Source organism: Pseudomonas hamedanensis, from assembly GCF_014268595.2.
Classification (GTDB): Bacteria; Pseudomonadota; Gammaproteobacteria; order Pseudomonadales; family Pseudomonadaceae; genus Aquipseudomonas; species Aquipseudomonas hamedanensis.
Genome location: NZ_CP077091.1, coordinates 1213566 through 1234481 on the forward strand (window position 1 = coordinate 1213566; position 20916 = coordinate 1234481).

Annotated in this window: 17 protein-coding genes and 1 tRNA gene; 8 read left to right on the plus strand and 10 right to left on the minus strand. The window is 60.0% G+C overall.

The features are described from left to right. Positions 1-9: 9 nt before the first annotated feature. Genes HU739_RS05160 through HU739_RS26980 form a run of 3 tightly spaced genes read right to left on the minus strand, consistent with a single transcriptional unit; the run spans position 10 to position 4088 of the window. Positions 10-1809, minus strand: coding sequence for a DUF2341 domain-containing protein (locus HU739_RS05160; protein ID WP_186551380.1), 1800 nt, complete (start codon positions 1807-1809; stop codon positions 10-12). Positions 1810-1821: 12 nt separating this feature from the next. Beyond that, positions 1822-3420: a ShlB/FhaC/HecB family hemolysin secretion/activation protein gene (locus HU739_RS05165; protein WP_186551379.1), complete on the minus strand. Its 1599-nt coding sequence runs from the start codon at positions 3418-3420 to the stop codon at positions 1822-1824. A 56-nt stretch (positions 3421-3476) separates the two neighbouring features. Beyond that, entirely contained in the window at positions 3477-4088 is a 612-nt protein-coding gene (locus tag HU739_RS26980) for a transposase (protein WP_186551378.1), read from the minus strand. Positions 4089-4464: 376 nt separating this feature from the next. Here HU739_RS26980 and HU739_RS05175 point away from each other — a divergent pair, with 376 nt between their 5' ends. The 4 genes from HU739_RS05175 (at position 4465) to HU739_RS05190 (ending at position 8623) form a co-directional block, all read left to right on the plus strand. After that, positions 4465-6090, plus strand: coding sequence for an NADP-dependent glyceraldehyde-3-phosphate dehydrogenase (locus HU739_RS05175; protein WP_186551377.1), 1626 nt, complete (start codon positions 4465-4467; stop codon positions 6088-6090). 103 nt (positions 6091-6193) lie between these two features. Next, positions 6194-6559 carry a DUF3302 domain-containing protein gene (locus tag HU739_RS05180; RefSeq protein ID WP_186551376.1) on the plus strand — a complete coding sequence of 122 codons (366 nt, stop codon included), beginning with the start codon at positions 6194-6196 and terminating at the stop codon, positions 6557-6559. A gap of 3 nt (positions 6560-6562) precedes the next feature. Then, positions 6563-7522 (plus strand): HlyD family secretion protein, encoded by a 960-nt coding sequence (locus HU739_RS05185; RefSeq protein WP_186551375.1) that lies wholly within the window; start codon positions 6563-6565, stop codon positions 7520-7522. 84 nt (positions 7523-7606) lie between these two features. Further along, positions 7607-8623 (plus strand): FUSC family protein, encoded by a 1017-nt coding sequence (locus HU739_RS05190; RefSeq protein ID WP_225922810.1) that lies wholly within the window; start codon positions 7607-7609, stop codon positions 8621-8623. A gap of 3 nt (positions 8624-8626) precedes the next feature. On the opposite strand, the gene HU739_RS05195 is transcribed toward HU739_RS05190, so the two are convergent. Beyond that, on the minus strand, positions 8627-9520 hold the full coding sequence (locus HU739_RS05195; protein ID WP_186551374.1) for a DMT family transporter: 894 nt from the start codon (positions 9518-9520) through the stop codon (positions 8627-8629). 148 nt (positions 9521-9668) lie between these two features. Here HU739_RS05195 and HU739_RS05200 point away from each other — a divergent pair, with 148 nt between their 5' ends. Further along, entirely contained in the window at positions 9669-10106 is a 438-nt protein-coding gene (locus HU739_RS05200) for an Lrp/AsnC family transcriptional regulator (RefSeq protein ID WP_186551373.1), read from the plus strand. A 69-nt stretch (positions 10107-10175) separates the two neighbouring features. On the opposite strand, the gene HU739_RS05205 is transcribed toward HU739_RS05200, so the two are convergent. Then, positions 10176-10847: a Bax inhibitor-1/YccA family protein gene (locus tag HU739_RS05205; RefSeq protein ID WP_186551372.1), complete on the minus strand. Its 672-nt coding sequence runs from the start codon at positions 10845-10847 to the stop codon at positions 10176-10178. 123 nt (positions 10848-10970) lie between these two features. Between HU739_RS05205 and HU739_RS05210 the strand changes: the two genes are divergently transcribed. After that, positions 10971-11058, plus strand: a tRNA-Ser gene (locus HU739_RS05210). Positions 11059-11594: 536 nt separating this feature from the next. Then, positions 11595-12494: an alpha/beta fold hydrolase gene (locus tag HU739_RS05215; protein ID WP_186551371.1), complete on the plus strand. Its 900-nt coding sequence runs from the start codon at positions 11595-11597 to the stop codon at positions 12492-12494. Between the two features lie 212 nt (positions 12495-12706). Here HU739_RS05215 and HU739_RS05220 read toward each other — a convergent pair whose 3' ends face one another. Continuing rightward, complete coding sequence (locus HU739_RS05220; RefSeq protein ID WP_186551392.1) at positions 12707-13678, minus strand: AraC family transcriptional regulator; 972 nt, start codon at positions 13676-13678, stop codon at positions 12707-12709. Between the two features lie 99 nt (positions 13679-13777). On the opposite strand from HU739_RS05220, the gene HU739_RS05225 reads away from it, so the two are divergent. Continuing rightward, a complete protein-coding gene (locus tag HU739_RS05225; protein ID WP_186551391.1) occupies positions 13778-15028 on the plus strand; it encodes an MFS transporter in 1251 nt (416 codons plus the stop codon). A 171-nt stretch (positions 15029-15199) separates the two neighbouring features. On the opposite strand, the gene HU739_RS05230 is transcribed toward HU739_RS05225, so the two are convergent. From HU739_RS05230 to HU739_RS05245, 4 genes are all read right to left on the minus strand, one after another. Beyond that, on the minus strand, positions 15200-17590 hold the full coding sequence (locus HU739_RS05230) for a TonB-dependent siderophore receptor (RefSeq protein WP_186551370.1): 2391 nt from the start codon (positions 17588-17590) through the stop codon (positions 15200-15202). A 116-nt stretch (positions 17591-17706) separates the two neighbouring features. Further along, a complete protein-coding gene (locus HU739_RS05235) occupies positions 17707-18687 on the minus strand; it encodes a FecR domain-containing protein (protein WP_186551369.1) in 981 nt (326 codons plus the stop codon). Beyond that, positions 18674-19189: a sigma-70 family RNA polymerase sigma factor gene (locus HU739_RS05240; RefSeq protein WP_186551390.1), complete on the minus strand. Its 516-nt coding sequence runs from the start codon at positions 19187-19189 to the stop codon at positions 18674-18676. Before HU739_RS05240 ends, HU739_RS05235 begins: the two co-directional genes overlap by 14 nt. A gap of 236 nt (positions 19190-19425) precedes the next feature. Continuing rightward, positions 19426-20916: an aldehyde dehydrogenase gene (locus HU739_RS05245; RefSeq protein WP_186551368.1), complete on the minus strand. Its 1491-nt coding sequence runs from the start codon at positions 20914-20916 to the stop codon at positions 19426-19428.

Here is a 20916-nt window from a genome sequence, read left to right on the forward strand (position 1 = left end):
GGGTGCTCCTCAGGCCGGTACAGAGTGGTTGGCGTGATGGCCGCGCGCATGCGCCGACTCACTGAGCTGGCTCTCGCCGTGCAACTCCGCCAGGCGAGTGATGAACTCGTCGACGAAGATGCGCATGTCGGCACTGACTTCCTTGTTGCGGGTGATCAGGCGGTTGTAACCAAACAGCGCGGGGATCGCGACGAACAGACCCATCGCCGTCGCGAGCAGCGCAGCCGCCATGCCCGGCGCAATGGCGTTGATGTTGACGTCGCCGGCCATCGCCGTGCCGAGGAACACCACCATGATCCCCAGCACCGTGCCGAGCAGGCCGATGTATGGGCCGCCAGCGATGGCGTTGGACAGGGTCGAGAGTTTCGAACTCAGTTGCTGGTTTTCGCGGGTGCGCACGCCGTCCATGGAACAGCGGATCGCTTCGATGGTGGCCCCGGAAACCGATGAGGTGTCGGCGCCCTGCTCGCGGCGGGTGCGGATCTCTTTCACCGCCACCAGATACAGGCGCCACAGCGGCGAATACTGCAAGCGCTGGGCGAGTTGCGCGTCGTCGGCGAACATCTCCAGGCGCGTGCCGACCTTGGCGAATTGCACGCGGAAATCTTCATTGGCGGCGGTGACGCGGCCGAGCGTACGGTTCTTGCGCAGCATGATGACCCACGACTGGAACATCATCAGCACCAGCACGGCGATGATCACCCAGGCGTCGATTGGAACGGCGTTGAGCAGGAAGCCGAGGCTGCCGAAACCAAAACCGGACTGTTCTTCATCGACACCGTAAGCCACCAGTTTCGACTCGGCGCCTTGCGAGGTCGCATCGGCCAGTAACAGCGCGGCTGGGCGGGCGACTTTGGACAGGCGCAGCTCGTCGATGGCGCCCACGAATGGCTGGAACGCACCTTCGTGCAGATCGGCGCCGATGGCCATGACCGAGTTGAATGCCGGCATTGCTTGGGCCAACACTGCGCTCTCGCGACCGTTGAGGTACAGCGTCACCTTCGAGCCTTGAGCGGTCAGGGCGACGTGTTGCCATTGCGCCGGAGTCAGCGCTTGCGTGGCAGCGGCGCGCTGGCCGTCGATCTCCACGAACGGCACGCCCTGGTTGACACCGATCAGCAGACTTTGCGTGCCCTCGCGACGAGCGAGAATCAATTGTTCGCCATTGGCCTGATCCAGACGCAACCAGGCACTGAACGTAAACGCACTATCGGTGTTGTGTTGCAGCGAGGGACTGGCCGGCAGGAGCAATGGCCGACCACTGAGCTGCAATGCGCGCCCTACTACGCCGTCAATTGCCGCGCCGGTCGCGCTTTGTGCGGTGTTGCCGTAGGCGGTGGTGTCTTTGGCCGGCGTACCGGTGGCGCCGTCGAAGTGATAGAGCGCGGTGTAATTCGGATCGAAGGTCAGTTGGCCGTTGCCGGTGGCCGGCGCCTTCTGGTTGCCGTAGTACATCCAGATGTCCTGACGCTGACCGCCCTCGACGTTCGGCACATCGACCCAGATCAGCGCCATGCCCATCAGCGCATCGAAACTTTCGATCTGGTGGTTGAGTACGGTTTTGTCATCGGCGGCAACAAAGCGCAGATCCGCGCCGTCCTCTTTCACGCCGTCAAAGGTGAAATTGCCGGTGTGCAGGCGCACCAGCAGCGCGGTTCGGCCCAGAGCTTGATTTATCGCCGCGCCTTGCGGCGTGGTGTCGACGGCGATCTGTTTGCGGTAATGCCAGTCGTCCTGCCACCAGGCCTGGGCCGTGGCCGGGAGCACGAAGCCCAGGCAGATCAACAACGAAAGGAAGAGGCGTTGCATGGACGTGCTCCGTTAGAAAGTGGCTTGAAGGTTGAAGTGCAGGCGCGATTCCTGTTTCGAGGTGTTCGGCCCTTCGAGTAGCGGATAGCCCCAGTCGAGGCTGCCGGACAGCCATTTGCTGAGGCTGGCGCGGGTGCCGAGGCCAACGCTGGCGAGGGCGTAATTGGCGTCCTGATCCGGCAGTTCGTCGCGCAGGTACAGTTGCGCGCCCTCGGCGAAGGCGTAGAAGCGCCAGTCCTGCATCCAGGTGCCGGCGTACTTCGCCAGCGACGGCGTGCGCAGTTCCTGGCTGAGCAGATAGCCGTCGTCCGCCGTGCGTTCGGCGGCCAGATAGCCGCGCACCGACGTGGCGCCGCCGGCGGAGAATTGTTCGTTGGAAACCAGTGGACCGGAGGCCAGTTGAAACGCGGCTTTGCTCGCGCTCTGCCAGTCGTTGTCGAAGGTCCAGGTGTAATTCGTGTCGCCCTTGAGCACGGCGAAACTCGGCTTGGCGCGGTAGCGTTTGTAGTCGAAATCTTCGTCGTCGCTGCCGTAGCCGAAGACGCTGCGCGTGGCTGCGACCAGGCTCAGGCCAAGGCCGAGCTGGCTCTTTTCACTGTAGCGATAGCCGTTGTAGGCGAAGGTGAACGGTGCGTATTGCAGCGGCACCTTGTCGCTTTCGCCGGACAGGCTCAGGCGCTCGTCGAAGTCCTTGAAGTCGATGCCGGCCGACAGCGAGTTCGACCAGTTGCCGCTTGCGGGCAGCGTGTAGATCGCTGCGACGCCGTAGCTGTGACCCTTGCCGAGGACGTTGCTGCCGCCGATGGTGGCGACGTTGCTGTCGGACTGATAACCGGAGAACTGCACACTCCAGCGCTCGCTCAACGGCGCGGTATAAGAACCGGACCAGACCTTGGCGTTGTCGGTTTCCTGCGGCGCGGTGAAGAACGTCAGGTTGACGCTGTGCCCCAGTTGCCAGAGGTTGTTGTAACCGAGGCTGGTGACCGTGCGCAGCTTTTCGGTGTCGGCGCTGTAGTCGTTATTGAGGCCGACGCTGGCGGTCCACGGGTTCTGGTCTTCAACCTGAAGGTCGACATCCATGGTGCCGGGGCGCTGACCTTCGCGCACCAGCGGCATGACTTGGCGGCCGGGGGTTTTGTTGAGCTGCGCCAGTTCGCCCTGAACCTTGGCGAAGTCCGGCACCTCGCCCTCCTTCAGCGCCGGCACGTTGTCGCGAATGTCCAGTGGCGAATAGTGTTTGGCGCCGACCACACGCACGCGGCCGACCTTGGTTTCGCTGACTTGCAGGTAGACGATGCCATCGGCCACAGCCTGTTCGGGCAACTCGACGAACACCGACTGATAGCCGCGTTCCTGATAGGCCTTCTGCAACGCGTCGCGCGCGCCTTCAATGTCGCTCAGGGCTTTTTGCGGGCCGAGGAACGGGTACACCGCTTCCTCGATGGCCCGCGCATCGAGCACGGTGTTGCCGCGCACGAAGTATTCGTTGACGTCGACCAGACGCGGAGCGGCCGGCGCTTCTGCGCCCTCCTCGGCCAACGCCGGCTGCGCGCCCGCCGCCACCAGCAACCAGCCCCACAGCGCCAGCCGTGACGTGAAAATCCGTTCCACACTACCCCCTGAAATTCGCGATGACCTGTTGGCGTTTGTCGCCCCGGTGTGTTGCGTCAATTGCTGATCGTTGTCGCGCAGGCGTGCTTGCCCAGCCAGGTGTGCAAGAGCGCGAAGTTCAAGGAGAACTCGGGCATTTGCAGCAAGGCACCACAGAACACTTCGCCGATGATTTTCTGAATGAGCAGCACCGCCCGCGGCTCGTTGAGCAGCGTGGCGATGTCGCGACTGAGGGCGTTGAAGCTCCAGACTTTCTGGTTCAGGCCCAGGCCGACGAACCAGCGAAACAGCAGGTTGTAGTTCAGTTGCTCATAGAGTTGTTGTTCACTGGGCACCGAATACAGCAGTTGCAGGAGCAGGATGTGCATGACCGTTTGCGCGGGAATGAGCATGCCGGGTTCGGCATTGAGGTCGTGCAGCAGGTCGCGGTGGGCGTCGAGCAGGTCGTCGATCTGCGGGCGCAACAAGACCAGCGAATGCCCCGGCGGAATGTAGCTCGACACTTCCTTCAAGGCGCCTTGCCAGTCATCCTGCGAGACGATCCAGACCCACGGCGCGCCGTAGCGATACACCGAAACCGGCTTCTTGCGCGCGGCTTCGACGATCTTCGACAGGCGTTGATCAAGCTCCTGCATGCCCACTTTCGAGTAGCGTTCCATAGTCCCCACTGCCTCACTCCCGGCGTCCCGCCTCGGCTTGTGAAAAGCGCCCCGTTGGGCCCCTCAAGCGCGTTACACAGGCATGACCGGACTGGCTATGTGCTACCGAACTTTTGTCATAAAAGCTTCATTACACGCCACGCAAAAACCCTGTGGGAGTGAGCCTGCTCGCGATGGCGGTGTGTCCGTCAAAAAGGAGTTGGCTGACCTGACGCTATCGCGAGCAGGCTCACTCCTACAGGGGATCGGCGTTGCACCTGCCCTTCTGTTCTGCACCTCTGCGTGACATTCACATGACATTTGCGGGGTTAAATCCGCAGGCATTCAGGCGTATAACCTGTAGAGACTTTTGATCTACATGCGCAAATCAACACGGGGTAGCGACATGACCACAGCAAACATCCTTGGCAACCTGTTCCCTTCAGTCAGCGACATCCCGGAAAAATACCGCCTCGATGCGCAGCTCGAGCAACGCGAATACCTTGTCGATGGTGAGTTGCGCCGCTGGGACGGCCCGCTCGCGCAAGTGCGCAGCCCGGTGTATTTGCAAGGCGCCAACGGCGACGAACAAGTGATTCTCGGCAGCACGCCGCTGCTCGATGCCGACACCGCCCTGACTGCCCTCGACGCCGCCGTCCGCGCCTATGACCGAGGCCAGGGCTTGTGGCCAACCATGCGCGTCGCCGAGCGCATCCAGCATGTCGAAGCCTTCCTCGCCCGTATGCGCGAACAGCGCGAAGCGGTGGTAAAGCTGCTGATGTGGGAGATCGGCAAAAATCTCAAGGACTCGGAAAAAGAGTTCGACCGCACCTGCGATTACATCGTCGACACCATTAATGCCCTGAAAGAACTCGACCGCCGCTCCAGCCGTTTCGAACTGGAACAGGACACCCTCGGCCAGATCCGCCGCGTGCCGCTCGGCGTCGCCCTGTGCATGGGCCCTTACAACTATCCGCTGAACGAGACGTTCACCACGCTGATCCCGGCGCTGATCATGGGCAACACCGTGGTGTTCAAACCGGCCAAGCTCGGCGTTTTGCTGATTCGCCCGCTGCTCGAAGCGTTCCGCGACAGCTTCCCCACCGGCGTGATCAACGTAATCTACGGCAGCGGCCGCGAGACCGTCAGCGCACTGATGGCCAGCGGCAAGATCGACATCTTCGCCTTCATTGGCACCAACAAGGCCGCCAGCGACCTGAAAAAACTTCACCCAAAACCGCACCGTTTGCGCGCCGCCCTGGGTCTGGACGCGAAGAACCCTGGCATCGTGCTGCCGGAGGTCGATCTGGATAACGCGGTCAGCGAAGCGGTGACCGGCTCGTTGTCGTTCAACGGCCAGCGCTGCACCGCGCTGAAAATTCTCTTTGTTCATGAAGACGTGGTCGATCGCTTCATCGAAAAATTCAACGCCCGCCTGGCCACGCTGAAACCGGGCATGCCATGGGACAGCGGTGTGTCGCTGACGCCGCTGCCGGAATCGGGCAAGGTCGATTACCTGCACGCACTGGTCGCCGACGCGCAAAGCAAGGGCGCGCAGGTGGTCAACCCGAATGGTGGCGCATCCCGGGCTTCGTTCTTCTACCCGGCAGTGCTCTATCCGGTCACGCCGCAGATGCGTGTCTACCAGGAAGAGCAGTTCGGCCCGGTGGTGCCGATCGTGCCGTACCGTCACCTCGATACCGTGATTGATTACGTGCTGGAGTCGGACTTCGGTCAACAGCTGAGTATCTTTGGCACCAACCCGGTGGCCGTCGGCCGTCTGGTCGACACCTTTGCCAATCAGGTCGGACGAATCAACCTCAACGCGCAGTGCCAGCGCGGCCCCGACACCTACCCGTTCAACGGCCGCAAGAACTCCGCCGAAGGTACGCTCTCGGTGCACGATGCGTTGCGCGTATTTTCAATCCGTACGCTGGTGGCGACAAAATTCCAGGAGAGCAACAAGGACCTGATCAGCGAGATCATTCGCGGGCGCGATTCGAGCTTCCTGACCACCGACTACATCTTCTGACCGGCAAACCGGCAGGATTGAAAATTCCCGCCTGAAACACCCCGCTCCCGGTAAAACCAGTGTCTACACTGAGGCCAGCACTGCTGGATGCCGGGAGGCGATGATGCTCGACTACTTCGCGTTGGGTTTGTTGGTGTTCGTCGGTCTCGTGCTGTTTTACGGGATCATCGTATTGCATGACATTCCGTACGAGATCGCCGTTCACCGCAAGCATCCGCACCAGGATGCGATCCATGCCACCGGCTGGGTCAGTCTGTTCACCTTGCATGCGCTCTGGCCGTTCCTGTGGATCTGGGCGATGGCCTATCGGGAAGATCGCGGCTGGGGCTTTGGCGACGGCAAGTCGGTTCAAAGTCATGTGCTGCGCCTGGAACAGCAAGTGCTGCAACTGCAAACCCGGCTGGAGCAACTGGAAACCCGCTCTCCCGGAACTGAACCGCCCGCCCGTCCACACGGCGAGGGGATCTGAACCATGGATCTTCTCCTTGTCCTGACCTATGCCGCTTTCTGTGTCGCACTGTTCAAGATTTTTCGCATTCCGCTGAACAAATGGACCGTGCCCACGGCGGTGCTCGGTGGCATTGTGCTGGTCGGCGCGCTGATTTTTACGATGAACTACAACCACCCGTACTCTGAGGTGGCGCGCTCGTATTTCGTCTCGGTGCCGGTGATTCCGATTATCAGCGGCCAGGTCATCGAGGTGCCGGTACAAGGCAACGAACCCCTGGAAAAAGGTGATGTGCTGTTTCGCATCGACCCGACGCCTTTCGAAAACCGGGTGAAATCGCTCAAGGCACAATTGATCGCGGCCAAAGGCGATCGTTATCGCATCACCGAACTGATTCGCCGCAACTTCGGCACGCAACGTGAACTGGACGCGGCGATCGCTCGCACCGACGACCTCCAGGCGCAGTTGGCCAACGCCCAGTTCGAACTGGACAACACCGTGGTGCGCGCGCCGAGCAAGGGCTTCGTGACCCATGTGTCGCTGCGCCCGGGCATGATGGCGAGCAAGCTGCCGTTGCGCCCCTCGATGGTGTTTATTCCGCAGGAAGGCCAGTATTTCGCTGCGTGGATGCGCCAGAACAGCCTGTTGCGCCTGACCGTCGGCGATGAAGCCGAGGTCGCGTTCGATGGCATTCCCGGCAAGGTCTTCGCCGGTCGAGTAAAAAATGTCATTGGGGTGATCGCCGAAGGCCAGGTGCAGCCTTCCGGCACGCTGATCGGTTATACCGGTTCCCCGCCGGCCGGGCGGGTGCCGGTGATCATCGAAATCACCGACCCCAACTTCGCCCAATACAGCCAACTCATGCCGGGAGGCGCTTACGGGCAGGCGGCGCTGTACAGCCAGCACTTTCACCACATCGGCGCGATGCGCAAAATCCTGCTGCGCATGTCGGCATGGATGAATTACATTTTCCCTTTCCATTGATTGCAGGTTTGAAAAGCGAGGTTCGCACTGAGCACTTTCCGCACCCATCGACTGCCACCGTTTTTACGCCGCGTCTTGCGGCCGTTGCTCGATCCGTTTCGGCGTTATCGCCACGCCCGTCTGATTCATGCGGTGCGGGTAGCGCTGGGGTTGCTGGCGACGATTCTGTTGACCACCGGCATCAACCTGCCCCACGGCGAATGGGCTTCGGTGACGATGCTGGTGGTGATCGGCGGCTTGCAGCATCACGGAAATATCGGCAAAAAAGCCGCCGAGCGAGCCATCGGCACGTTGATCGGTGCCGGAGTCGGGTTGGCTCTGGTAGCCCAGCACGCGTGGCTCGGCATGCCCTGGCTGACCTATTTCTCGATGGCTGTGGTCTGCGGGTTCTTTTCCTATCACGCCATCGGCAAGGGCGGCTACACCGCGCTGCTTTCAGCCATTACCGTGTTTATCGTGGCCGGACACGGTGACAACCCGATCACCGATGGTTTGTGGCGCGGCGTCGATATCCTGATCGGCATCGCCCTCGCCCTCGCCTTCTCGTTTGCCTTGCCGCTGTATGCGGTGTACTCGTGGCGCTACAACCTCGCTGATGCCTTGCGCGACTGCGCCACGGTGTACGGGCGCATCATCAGCGGCCAACCGGTCAGTGCCGACGAGCACGTGAAGCTGATGAGCCGCCTCGGCGCGGTGATGGTGCAACTGCGCTCGCTGATGCCGTCAGTGTCCAAGGAAGTGAAAATTTCCATGACCGAACTCGATGCGATCCAGCGCAACCTGCGCATGTGCATCAGCACCCTGGAGATCCTCGGCAACATCCGCCCGAACGCCAGCGATGCGCACGCCATGGCCCATTTGCAAACCGCGTTGAAGGCCGAGCATCGGCAGATTCGCGTGCAACTGATCGGCATGGCCCGCGCCTTGAAAAGCGGCGCGACCCAGCGTCTGGATCGGCCTGTGGAACTGCCGCAGGTCCATTTGGATGCACCGGTTGACAACACGCTGGACGGTTACCGGTTACTGACCCGCCAATTGGCAGCCAATGTCAGCGAACTGCGCCAGCGCCTGGCCGTGACCGCTCCGCGCTGGAACATCTGACCGTCATTGCGCAGCCAGGCGCCGCGTCTTCAGGCCCCAGCCCTGTTGCATACCCGCCGCGGCCAGCAGAATCGCGGCGACGCCGAGCCATTGCAGGGTTTCGAGGCGATGACCGAAAGCGAACCAGTCAACAAAGATCGCGGCAATCGGGTAGATGAATGACAGCGCGCCGGTCAACGCGGTCGGCAATTTCTGAATCGCGCCGTAGAGCAAGACATACATCAGGCCGGTGTGCACGATCCCCAGCGTGATCAGACTGGCCCAGGCACTCGGCGCTTGCGGCAATGCGCTGAAATGCGCAAACGGCGCCAGCAACAGCACCCCGGTGCATACTTGAATCAGTGCAATCAGATGAGGCGGCGTGCCCGTCAGGCGCTTGATGATCAGCGCCGCAATCGCATAGAGGAGCGCCGCGCCCAATGCCAGGGCGATACCCGTCAGATAATCGTTGCCGCTCTCACCTTGAGTACCGTGAGCGCTGACAATCGCCAGCATGCCCATGAACGAAATCACCAGCCAGAACAGCTTCTGCAAAGTGATTTTTTCCCCCAGAAACAGCGCCGCCAGCCCTACCAGCATAAACGGCTGTACGTTGTAGACCGCCGTGCCGATCGCGATAGAGGCTTTGGAGTACGAGGCAAACAACAACACCCAGTTGCCGACAATCGCCATGCCGCTGAGCACCGCCAGCAGAAACGTGGTACGGGTCAGAATGCCCGGGCGCAGAAAGCCGAACGCCGCGCAAATCAGCAACAACGTGCCGGCGCCGAACACGCAACGCCAAAACACCACGTCCAGCACCGGTTGCCCGGAGACCAGCACAAACCAGCCGATCGTCCCGGATATCAGCATGGCAGCGGTCATTTCCAGCGAACCGCGACGGATTGTCTTGTCCATCTTTTATCTCCTGAGTCTGTGGCGAAAGCATGGCAAAAGTATGCCCGGCGCGCGCCGGGCTTCTCCAGCGCATAAACAAGGCTAAACTTGCGCTTCACCTTTTTTATCGCGGGTGTTTTTCACCAAACGCCTAATGCCGGAGTTGCTCATGACCGATGACATTGACCAGATCCTGATCAGCGCCCTGATGGAAGACTCGCGGCGCTCGCTCAAGGCGCTGGCGCAGATAAGCGGTTTGTCTTCGCCCAGCGTTGCAGAACGCTTGCGCCGTCTGGAAGAACGCGGCGTGTTAAAGGGCTATACGGTGGAGGTCGATCCAAAGTGCTTCGGCTATCAATTGCAGGCAATCGTCCGCGTGCGGCCACTGCCGGGGCAGTTGCAGGAGGTCGAACGGCAGATCCTGTCGATCCCCGAATTTACCGAATGCGACAAGGTCACCGGCGAAGATTGCTTCATCGCGCGCCTGCATGTGCGTTCGATGGAACAGCTCGACACCCTCCTCGACCGCCTCAATACCCTGGCGGAAACCAACACCGCGATCGTCAAGAAAACGCCGGTCAAACGTCGCTTGCCGCCGATGGCGTAGCCGGGGCACTTTCTTGCGGACAAGAAAAAACCCGCCGAAGCGGGTTTTTCCGTTGTTGCGTGGCTGCGATCAGTCGTCGCGGCTCATGATGCCAAACAGTTGCAGCAGGCTGACGAACAGGTTGTAGATCGATACATACAGGCTGACGGTCGCCATGATGTAGTTGCGTTCGCCACCGTGAATGATCGCGCTGGTCTGGAACAGAATGCAGACCGACGAGAACAGCACGAAGCCGGCGCTGATCGCCAGTTGCAGGCCGCTGATCTGGAAGAAGAAGCTTGCGACGACCGCGCCCAGCAACACGAAGAACCCGGCGGTGATGAAGCCGCTGAGGAAGCTCATGTCCTTGCGGGAGATCAGCACGTAGGCCGACAGACCACCGAATACCAGTGCGGTCATGGCGAACGCCGAGCTGACCACTTCGGCGCCGCCCTGCATGCCCAGGTAACGGTTGAGGATCGGACCGAGCAGGAAGCCCATGAATCCGGTCAGCGCAAACGCCGACACCAGGCCCCACGCGGAGTCACGGAGTTTGTTGGTGAGGAAGAACAGCCCGTAGAAGCCGATCAGCACCACGAAGATATTCGGGTAGCCGACACGCATCTGCTGCGCCACAAAAGCCATCACGCCGCTGAATGCGAGGGTCAGAGCCAGCAGGCCGTAAGTGTTGCGCAGGACGCGGCTAACCTCTAGCTGCTCAGCCTGCACGCTGTTATTAACTGCGTAATCCTGTTCGCGCATGGCGACACTCCTGTTGGTTGGAAACGTTCAGATGCAAAGATCATAACAGACGCTCTGTAACAAGCCATGCAGAGAGTTTGACAGTGTGTTTCATTCAGGTATTATGGCGCCCGCAACGCAAACGGAGGTGTGGCCGAGTGGTTTAAGGCAACGGTCTTGAAAACCGTCGACTGTAACAGGTCCATGAGTTCGAATCCCATCGCCTCCGCCATCTTATGTACGACAAAGCCCTGATTATTCAGGGCTTTGTCGTTTCTGGCATTCAGGAAAACCGGCTCCCTTCACGTAGATCGCTTCCGCATCTTCTCAGCCATTCCCGCCACCCTGCCCTGCTGACACCGTTACGTTGGCGCTGATCAAATCAGTCCAGGCAAAGCGCATTGGTTGCATTAACTCCGGAAAACGCTGATTTCTGAAACTGCCACAGATCTACCTGTGGGAGCGGGCTTGCTCGCGAAAGCGGCGTGTCAGTCGATAATTGTCTCGCCTGACGCACCGCCTTCGCGAGCAAGCCCGCTCCCACATTCGATAGGCGCTGGCTTTCAAAAATGGGCAGCTTTCGACCCGAAGCGGACGCCAAGGATTGCCGGCGGGGAGAGTTTCCTGATGCCTTTGTGCGCCGTATAGTGGCAATACTTTTTCGGTCAAAGGAATGGCTATGAACCCGCTAAGCGGCCTGCCCGTCGGTGAAATCGGCGACCGTGACACTGTAAATGTCACGTCGCATTGCGCGAAAAGGGGAACGCCATGCGTGCAGGCGTGACTCTTGCCGGGATTGGCACCACTTTGGCGCTGTTGTCTGCGTCGCCAGCCCAGCCTGCAGCCCTGCCGCCAGTCACTGTCAACCAGGGTGGTATCTCAGTGCTGGTACAAGGCTCGGGAACAGACATCATCTTAATTCCCGGATTTGCGTCGTCCTACGAAGTCTGGGCTGATTTGGCCTCCGGATTACGGCACAGCCACCGTCTCCATCTCGTGCAGGTAGCTGGCTTTGCCGGCTCGCCTGCCGTATCCAATCCAGACGGGAAAGTCGTCGCGCCGACGGTCGAGGCGATCGCTGAATACATCCGCAGCCAGCGCATCGAGGCGCCGGTGGTCATCGGTCATTCGTTGGGTGGTGAGGTGGCACTGATGCTGGGTGCGCGTCATCCCGATCAAGTGGGACGCCTGATGATTGTCGATGCGATGCCCTTCTATACGTTGCTCTTCTACCCCTCCGCGACCAGTGAAACGGCGACCCCGCATGCTGCTGCGATGCGCGATGCAATGTTGGCGGCAACGCCTGAGCAGGCGCACGCCATGCAGCAGGCGGCCATCGCCCGTCTCGCTAAAACTGAAGCGGTCAGACCAGGCCTGGTCGCAGCGGGGATGAACTCGGACCGAAAGACGATGGCCAATGCCATGTATGAACTGATGGTCACCGACCTCCGGCCTGAGCTTGAACGCATCAAGGTGCCTGTCGAGGTCGTCTATGCCTACGACCTGCTTTACGGCGTAGAGGCATCCCACATTGATGCAATGTTCCATAACGCCTATGCCTCGACCCCAAACATCAGCTTCAGGCGCATTGACGGCAGTTTTCACTTCATCATGCTTGATCAGCCAGAACTGTTCGCCAGTGCTGTCATCAAGTTCCTGAACCGGTGAGCAACGGTGGGGTATCTAGAGCGATGAATCAGCGTTAAAGGGCACAGGATTTGTTGCCGCTCTAAAACAAAAGGGAAACAAAAGGGGACTGATTTATTTCTCAGATTCATTTCTCAGAAAATAAATCACTCCCCTTTTCTAGTCCCCTTTTCTACACATCGGGGATTACCAGATCGATACAAGTGTCAATGCACACTCCACGTCTTCGTTCTTCAGGGTGCCATAGAACGAGCCATTTGCCGGCTGGCGCCGGGTGGCTGTCCGGTGATGCGCTTGAAGGCGCGGCTGAAGGCTGCCTGAGAGGTGTAGCCCAGGCGCTGCGCCACGGCCTCAATAGGCAGTCGCTCGAGACTTAGCCATTGATTGGCGAGGCGCATCCGCAGTTCAGTCACATAGCGCAGCGGGGGGATGCCGATAGTGGCCTGGAAGCGTTCCGCGAAGACCGAGCGAGAGGTGTTACATTGCGCAGCCAGTCCCGCTACCGTCCAGTCACGCGCCGGCTCCCGATGCAAGGCCAGGAGCGCGCGGGCCAGCCTGGGGTCTCGTAACGCGGCCACCAGGCCAGAGGCGTTGCCGCAGGCGCATTCAACCCAGCCACGGACGATCATCGCTGCCACTACGTCGGCGAGACGAGCGAGGATGCCTGCGAAGCCGATGCGTGCGGAGCGAACTTCGTGCTCCATGGTCGCGAGAATTGGCATAAGCCCAGGGTAACGCTGCCCCCTGGCATCAATCAGCATCAGATCTGGCATCAACCCGCCGAGGCCTTGCATGCTTCCGAGTTCGAACTCCATGCAGCCGCTAAAGATAAGGGTGCTGGGGCTGACTTCGGCACCAGGAGAAGCATCCACCGCGCAGACCGCCTCGCTGAGTGGGGCCGCGTCGAAGCTGCCGATGTCATGGGCGGGTACGTCCTGGCTTGAGAGAAGCTGATGGGCTTCACCCTGGGCGATGAACACGGCGTTGCCGGCCGACAACTCGTACAAAGAGCCGTTCTGCGCACGCAGGACGGCTGTGCCGACGGCGAGGAAGTGGAAGTAAGCGTGTCCCGGTTTGGCAGCAAAACCCAGCCCGAAGGAGGGTCCGGCCTGGATGCGATGGTACTCGACGCCCCGCAGGCGCATACCGCGTAATAGTTCGCTGATGAGATCGGACGATAAGGCGAACTGATTTAGAGGTGTCATTTCGGGGTTTCGGTCAAAAACTAAAGACTTTGCATCATAGAACATCCTGGTCTGCGTCCATAGACTTCTGGTTGAGATAATTTCCAGAGGTATTTAATGATGAGTAATGGGGTGTGTGACGTTGTAGCTGATGCGCGCTTTGGCAATGAGACTGATGTCGAGCCAGCGATGCCGGCCTGGATGGCGGTATTCTCGCTGGCGATGGGCGTGTTTGGATTGTTGACGGCGGAGTACCTTCCGGCCAGCTTGCTGACGCCGATGGCCGTTGAATTGGGGGTGTCGGAGGCCTTGGCGGGGCAGGCGGTGACAGTGACGGCGATAGTGGCCCTGTTCTCCGGACTACTGGTGCCAGGCTTGACGCGAGGGATCGACCGGCGAGTGGTATTGCTGTGTTTTTCCACGCTGATGATTGCCTCTAACTTGCTGGTGGCATTCTCCTCCAGCCTGATGGTGCTGTTGATCATGCGGATTTTGCTGGGCATCGCACTGGGCGGCTTCTGGAGCATGGCGGCGGCAGTGGCGATGCGCCTGGTGCCGGCGGCGCTGCTGCCACGAGCCCTGTCGATTATTTTCAGCGGTATTGCAGTGGGCACTGTGGTGGCGGTGCCGCTCGGCAGCTATTTGGGCGGGCTGTATGGCTGGCGCAGTGCTTTTGTGGCCGCCGCCGCCGTCGGGGTAGTGACGCTGGTTTTTCAGCTTTTCACGCTGCCGCCTTTGGCACCGCGCAGGACGGCGCGGTTGAGAACGGTGCTTGAAGTGCTGCTGCGTCCGGGCATTGCCGTGGGCATGCTGGGTTGCGTGCTGGTGCACACAGGGCACTTCGCGTTGTTCACCTACATCCGGCCGTTTCTGGAAAGCACAACCGGCGTAGGGGCAGAAGGGTTGGCGTTGATGCTGCTGGGTTTCGGCGCGGCTAATTTCGTCGGCACGCTGCTGGCTGGCTGGCTACTTGAACGCAGCCCGCGCGGGACGATGGTAATGATGCCTGCGCTGGTCGGTGTTGCAGCATTAGCCCTGGTGTTGCTGCCTGCTTCTGTGCCGTGTCAGGCGTTGTTGTTGGCACTCTGGGGCATGGCTTTCGGCGGTGTACCAGTGGCGTGGTCAAACTGGGTAGCCCGGTCGGTGCCGGATCAGGCGGAAAGTGCGGGAGGAATGGTAGTGGCCTCGGTGCAGTCTGCGATCGCTGCGGGTGCTGCTGCCGGGGGCGCTATGTTCAGTGTCAGTGGCATCGCCGGCGTATTTGTCGCCGCTGGCATCCTGATGCTGCTCGCAGCGCTGTTGATTGGGATGCGAGTCAAGGTCGAAGCGCCAAGGCACGGCGCAGGGGGGGCCCCGGTTCTGCATCTTTAAGATGTATGGTGACTTGTTCGGGGTCAGCGAATGGCAGCTTATGGCCGAAAGCGCGCGCAACGATGAAACCCATCGCCCTTGCTTTCACCTCGCCGATTGCTGGCCAGGTTAACGGTGCCCGCCCTAAAGCGGGCACCGCTTCCTGTATGGGAAAAAGTCCTCGACGCCTGCTTACCAGTTGTAACTCACTTTGGCGGTAATCTCGCGGCCCGGGTTGTAGAAGTTCGCGGTGCCGGAACCGACCACGTGCTGCTCATCCAGCAGGTTGCTGACGTTCACCGCAAGGTCGGTGCCCTTGGCGATCTTGTAGTTGAAGGCGGCGTCGAACAGCGTGGTGCCATCGCTTTTGCCGGAGTTGGCTGCATCGAAGTAATAAGAACCGACATAGCGCGCGCCCAGGCCAACGCTGACGTCAGTGCCGGGCACGTCGTAATAACTCCAGAGCGAAGCGGAATGCTTGGGTGCCGTGGAGAACTCATTACCCTTCAGGGAGCTGCCGTCGTACAACGAACCGCGCAGTACCTCGGACTCCATATAGGAATAGCCACCGATCAGGCTGAGGTTCTGCGTCACCTGCGCCTTGGCCTCCAGGTCGAGGCCACGCGCCCGCGACTCGCCCACTGTCTGTTGCTCAATGATGCCGCTCGGCAGCACCACGGCGATGGTAACGTTTTCCTGAGTCAGGTCATAAACGGAGGCGGAGAACAGGGCGTCCATCCCCATCGGCGCATACTTCACGCCCACTTCGTACTGCCTGCCCGTCTGCGGTGTTACGCCAACCTGCGGCGGCGAAACGGATTCGACCATGCTCACATAGGTGGACACCTCATCGTTGACGATATAGGTCAACGCACCTCGGTAGGAGGTTTCGGAGAAGGTGTCTTTCTCAGTGGATTGCAAACCTTTGCTGGTCAGGTCCATCGAGTCGTTGCGCACACCCCCGGTGACGATGAAGCGCTCGTAGAACGAGAGGTTCTGCTGAAGGAATACGGCCTTGGTGGTCGCGTCTCGCTTGTTGACCGCATACGGCGTGATTGAGCGTGAAACGCCCGTAAACACGGGGTTTGCAATGTCGATCGGGGCCGTCAGGGCGTAGACCGAGCTTTCCCTGGTGGTCGAATCGAGGTACTCCACGCCCACCAGGCTGCTGCTGTCGATGTTCTCGAAGCGGGCATCGTATTGCAGCATCAGATTGCCGTTGAACTGGTCGGCTTCAGTGTCTGTTCCAAACAGGTACCGGTCAACGCTAGTACCGACACGTGCGGCGCTGTCGCTGATATAAACGTAGCCAAAATCATCGGTCAACTTGCTGTAACGCAGATTGCTGCGCAGTACGAAGCCGTTGTCGAAATCATGGGTGACGTTACCGCTGAGGCTGGTGCGCTCGACATCGTGGAAGTTGTAGCTGGGCTCGCCATAAAACTTGCTGCGGTCGTACTCTTTATCCAGCGGATAACCGCCGCTGTTGGGCGAACTTTCAGTTTTCAGATAGTCCAGAATCACGGTGGCGGACGTGTAATCCGTCGGTGCCCAGGTCAGGCCGCCCATGAACAACTGATTGTCGTCCTGTGAGTGATCGTACTCGCGGTCGCTGTTTTGACCTTTGGCAGTAAAGCGCCCAGCCAGGGTTTTCTCGTCGTTCAGTGCATCCCCCACATCGATGCCTGTCTCGACATGGTCAAACGAACCGTAGGTCACATAGCCTTGGCCAAACTTCTCGAAGCGCGGCTGTTTGGTCACGAAATTCACCGAACCGCCGGGGTCCGCGGGGCCAAACAGTGTGGAGTTGGCGCCACGCAGAATCTCGATGCGCTCATAAGCGAATGGATCTTCGCGTACGCCGCGCATCGAACTCAGGGTCAAGCCGTCACGGTAGGTGGTGGCCTGGAAGCCGCGGATCTGGAAATAGTCGTTGCGGTCATCCGTGCCATAGAAGTCACTGACCACGCCCGGCGTGTATTGCAGCGCCTCTTCCGTGGTGCTGACGCTGCGCTGTTGCATTTCCTTGTTGGTAACGACTGATACCGATGCCGGTGTATTGAGAATGCTGGTTGCCACTTTGCCGCCAACCCAAAGCTCCTTGGCGACCACCGAGTTGGCGTCGTCGTCGGCGCTGACCCTGACCTTGGCATTGATGATGAGGGGAGCAAGGCGATAGTCCTCGACGGCCGTTGCGTCAAGCTCCAGCGGGCCGGCGGGCTTTGCTTGGGGGACCAGCAGGTAAGCATTCGGGCCTTGCAGTTCGACCTGCAATTCGCTTCCCTGTAGCAACGATGACAGCGCTGCCGACGTATCGAGCGTGCCATTCACGCCGGCCGTGGTGCGGTTCATTACACTCGATGCGTCGAAGGAAAGACTGATGCCCGCCTCGCGCGCAAAGCGGTCAAGCGCCGGCGCCAGTGGGCCGGCTGCGATGTTCCACTGCTTGACTTGATTGCTGTGGTCAGCGCCTGAGGTTTGCGCCAGCGATGGCAATGCGTAGCTGCTCACGATCAAGCCCAGAATCGCGCCGTGCAAGGCACGATTTAACGGATGGCGCTGTGAAACAGGGGACGAACTCATTTTCTCGCTCCAAGAAAGGACATCGGCAACTGGCCTGTATTCCGGCCTTCCTTAGAGGTCGAACGAGAATGAGAAACCACCTCATTATTTTTCAGATTGCACACGCTCTGATGGATTCAGGTGGCAGCGGTTACGCTCACCCAGTAACGGGTTCGGTAATCAATGTGCAAGCGCAGTGACTGCGCGATCAGTGCCAGGACCTGATCGTTGTCGGCGAGCTGGAAGGTGCCGGAAACACGACGATCAGCGACCTCTTCGGCGCAGCGCAGTATCCCGGGACGATAACGCGACAACTCCGCGATGAAATCACTGAGGCGCATATTGCGCGCACTGATCACCCCGTCACCCCAGCTCCATAGATCAAGGCCGTTGTCCCTGAACATTCGGGCGCCAGTTGATGTGAACAGCAGCTGATTTTCCGCCTGGACGCTGCGGCTCGCAGGCGTTTGGCTGGAGCCGGGGAACACCGTGACCGATCCTTGCTGAGCCGCGACGAGCGTGCCATCGTCACGCTCGCGGACGAGAAAGCGGGAGCTCTGAGCGCGTATGATCCCGTCACGTGATTGCACCCAGAACGGTCGCGCTTGAGGCGAGTGTTGATCCGCACCGACATTCACGATGATTTCACCACGTCGCAGGATGATCAGGCGTCGCTGGGCGTCGAAATCGCTGTCGACGGCGCTATCGCTATTGAGCTGGACAAGGCTGCCATCATCGAGCTGGAAGCGTCGTTGCTCGCCGGTGCTGCTGCGCTGTTGCGCGAACATGGCGGGTACGGGTGTGTAGTCCCGGCCGAGCCAGGCTGCCGTGCCAACAGTCGCCAATAGGCCCAGTAGCTTCAGGCTTTCCCGCCGTCGCATTCCTTGATGGGTGCCGTTAAGGGTTTGTCGGGCCAGTTGAGCTGGCACGCCTGCGAGTTCATCCCCAAGCGTTTCCACACGCTGCCACGCCAACCCATGCTCCGGGTGCTGCTGGAGCCAGTGCTCAAAAGTGCGCTGTGTTTGTTCATCGGCTTGATTGAAGCGAAGGCGCACCAGCCATTGGATCGCCTGCTCGACAATCGCCGGATCCGGCGCCTGCGGCTCACGACTCGACATAACGCACGCGATAGCAGTGTTGCAGGGCCGTGGCGAGGTCGCGCTCCACCGTCGCGCGGGAAACACCCAGCTTTTCGGCTATTTGCGCGCACGTCAGGCCGTCGAGTCGGGCCAATAAAAACGCCTGGCGAACTCTCGGTTTAAGCGAACCGAGCATGCGGTCTATGCGCTCGAGCGCATCAAGAATCATCAGCCGGCTCTCTTCCGAGGGAACCTCGTGTTGAGGCAGCAACGTGATGCTTTCCAGGTAGGCACGTTCGAGTTCGCGACGACGATACTGATCGATCATCAGTCCGCGGGCGATACTGCTCAAATAGGCGCGTGGTTCGCGCAAGGGGCTGGACTGGCGGGATTTGAGCAGACGCACGAAGGTGTCCTGCGCCAAATCAGCTGCGTTATCGCGACAGCCAATGCGTCGGACCAGCCAGCCGTGTAACCACGAGTGATGGGTGCGATAGAGCAGCCCTAGATCTGCAGTACCTAGTGTTTCATCGCTGCGCATCGGAATCCCGGAAAGTACATAACTGATAATTACTCGCATTCTACTCGCGCGACGGGTCTCAGGTAAATACGCGGAGCTCAGTGTCCGTTTTTGGCCGAACGCTATCGTTCAGCAGAGGCTGCGAGCGAAAGAATGTAATCCTGCGCTTGGAAGATTTGAGCGTCTTATGTACGACAAAGCCCTGATTATCAGGGCTTTGTCGTTTGTTGCGGTTTAGCTTCCCCGACGCTCTGGCCTCAGGATGCATCAATCCATATCGTCTTTATTTCAGTGTACTGGTCGTGCGCCCAGATCGATTTGTCGCGGCCGCTAAATCCCGATTCTTTATAGCCGCCGAACGGCGTCGAAGCGTCACCCTCGCCGAAGCAATTAACCGTGACAATCCCGGCGCGGATGCCACGCGAGAGTTTCAGTGCATGGCGCAGGTTGCCGGTGTACGCAGAGGCCGCCAGACCATAGGCAGTGTCATTGGCCAGAGCGATGGCTTCGTCTACCGTCCGGAAAGTGGTGACGCTCAAGACCGGGCCGAAGATTTCTTCCTGGAACAGGCGACTGTCGCGGCTCACGCCATCGATAATGGTGGGCTCGACGAAAATATCGTTAGTCGTATTGCCGCCCGCCAGTACGCTGAGGTTTTCGTCCCTGGCCACGTCAAGATAAGACCGTACCTTGTCGAAGTGCGCTTTGCTGATCATCGAACCCAAGCGGTTTTCAGGGTCCAGTGGGTCGCCCATTTTCCAGTCGCCAAGATGCACCTGCACACGCTGTAACAGCTCGTCCTTGATGTCGGTATGAACGAGCAAGCGGGACGAGGCCGAGCAGTTTTCGCCCATATTCCAGAACGCACCGTTGACCACGTGCTGGGCGACCAGGTCGATATCTTCGACATCATTCATCACGACGGCGGGGTTCTTGCCGCCACATTCGAGCACGATGCGCTTGAGGTTGGATTCGCTGGAATACTTGAGGAACAGCCGCCCGGTGTCGGTCGAACCGGTGAAGCTGACCATCGCCACGTCGGGGTGGCGCCCCAGCGGTTCGCCCGCCTCTTTGCCGCCGCCAGGCACGACGTTGAAGACACCGGCGGGAATACCTGCCTGATGCGCCAGTTCGGCCACGCGCAAGGTGCTCAGCGTGGTTTCCTTGGCCGGTTTGACCACAATCGAACAGCCTGCGGCCAGCGAAGGGCCGATTTTCCAGGCGAGCATCAGCAGCGGGAAGTTCCATGGCAACACCAGCCCGACGACGCCAATCGGCTCGCGCACAACCATGGTGACGGCCCCGGATCCGACGGGCGCCGTCGCGTCGTAAATCTTGTCGATCAGCTCGGCGTGCCACCGCAATGTGTGGATGGTCTCCGGCACGTCGATGTTCTGGCATTCGCGAATGGGTTTGCCGCTGTCCAGGCTTTCGAGCACCGCCAGTTCATGGGCGTTGTCCTCCAGCAACCGGGCAAAACGCAGCAGTACCGATTTACGGGCTGACGGCGCCAATGAGTGCCAGCGGCCGTCTTCGAACGACTCTTTAGCCGCCGCGACGGCCTCATCGACGTCATCGGCATTGCACGCGGCAATCTCGGTCAGGACCTGTCCAGTGGCGGGGTTGGTTGTGGTAAAGGTCTGGCCCGACTTTGCGGCGCTAAACCTGCCATTGATAAACGCTTGATGACGAAACTCAAGCGTCGCCGCCAGCTCACGGTATTGCTCTTTACTCAGCAAGTCTGCCAT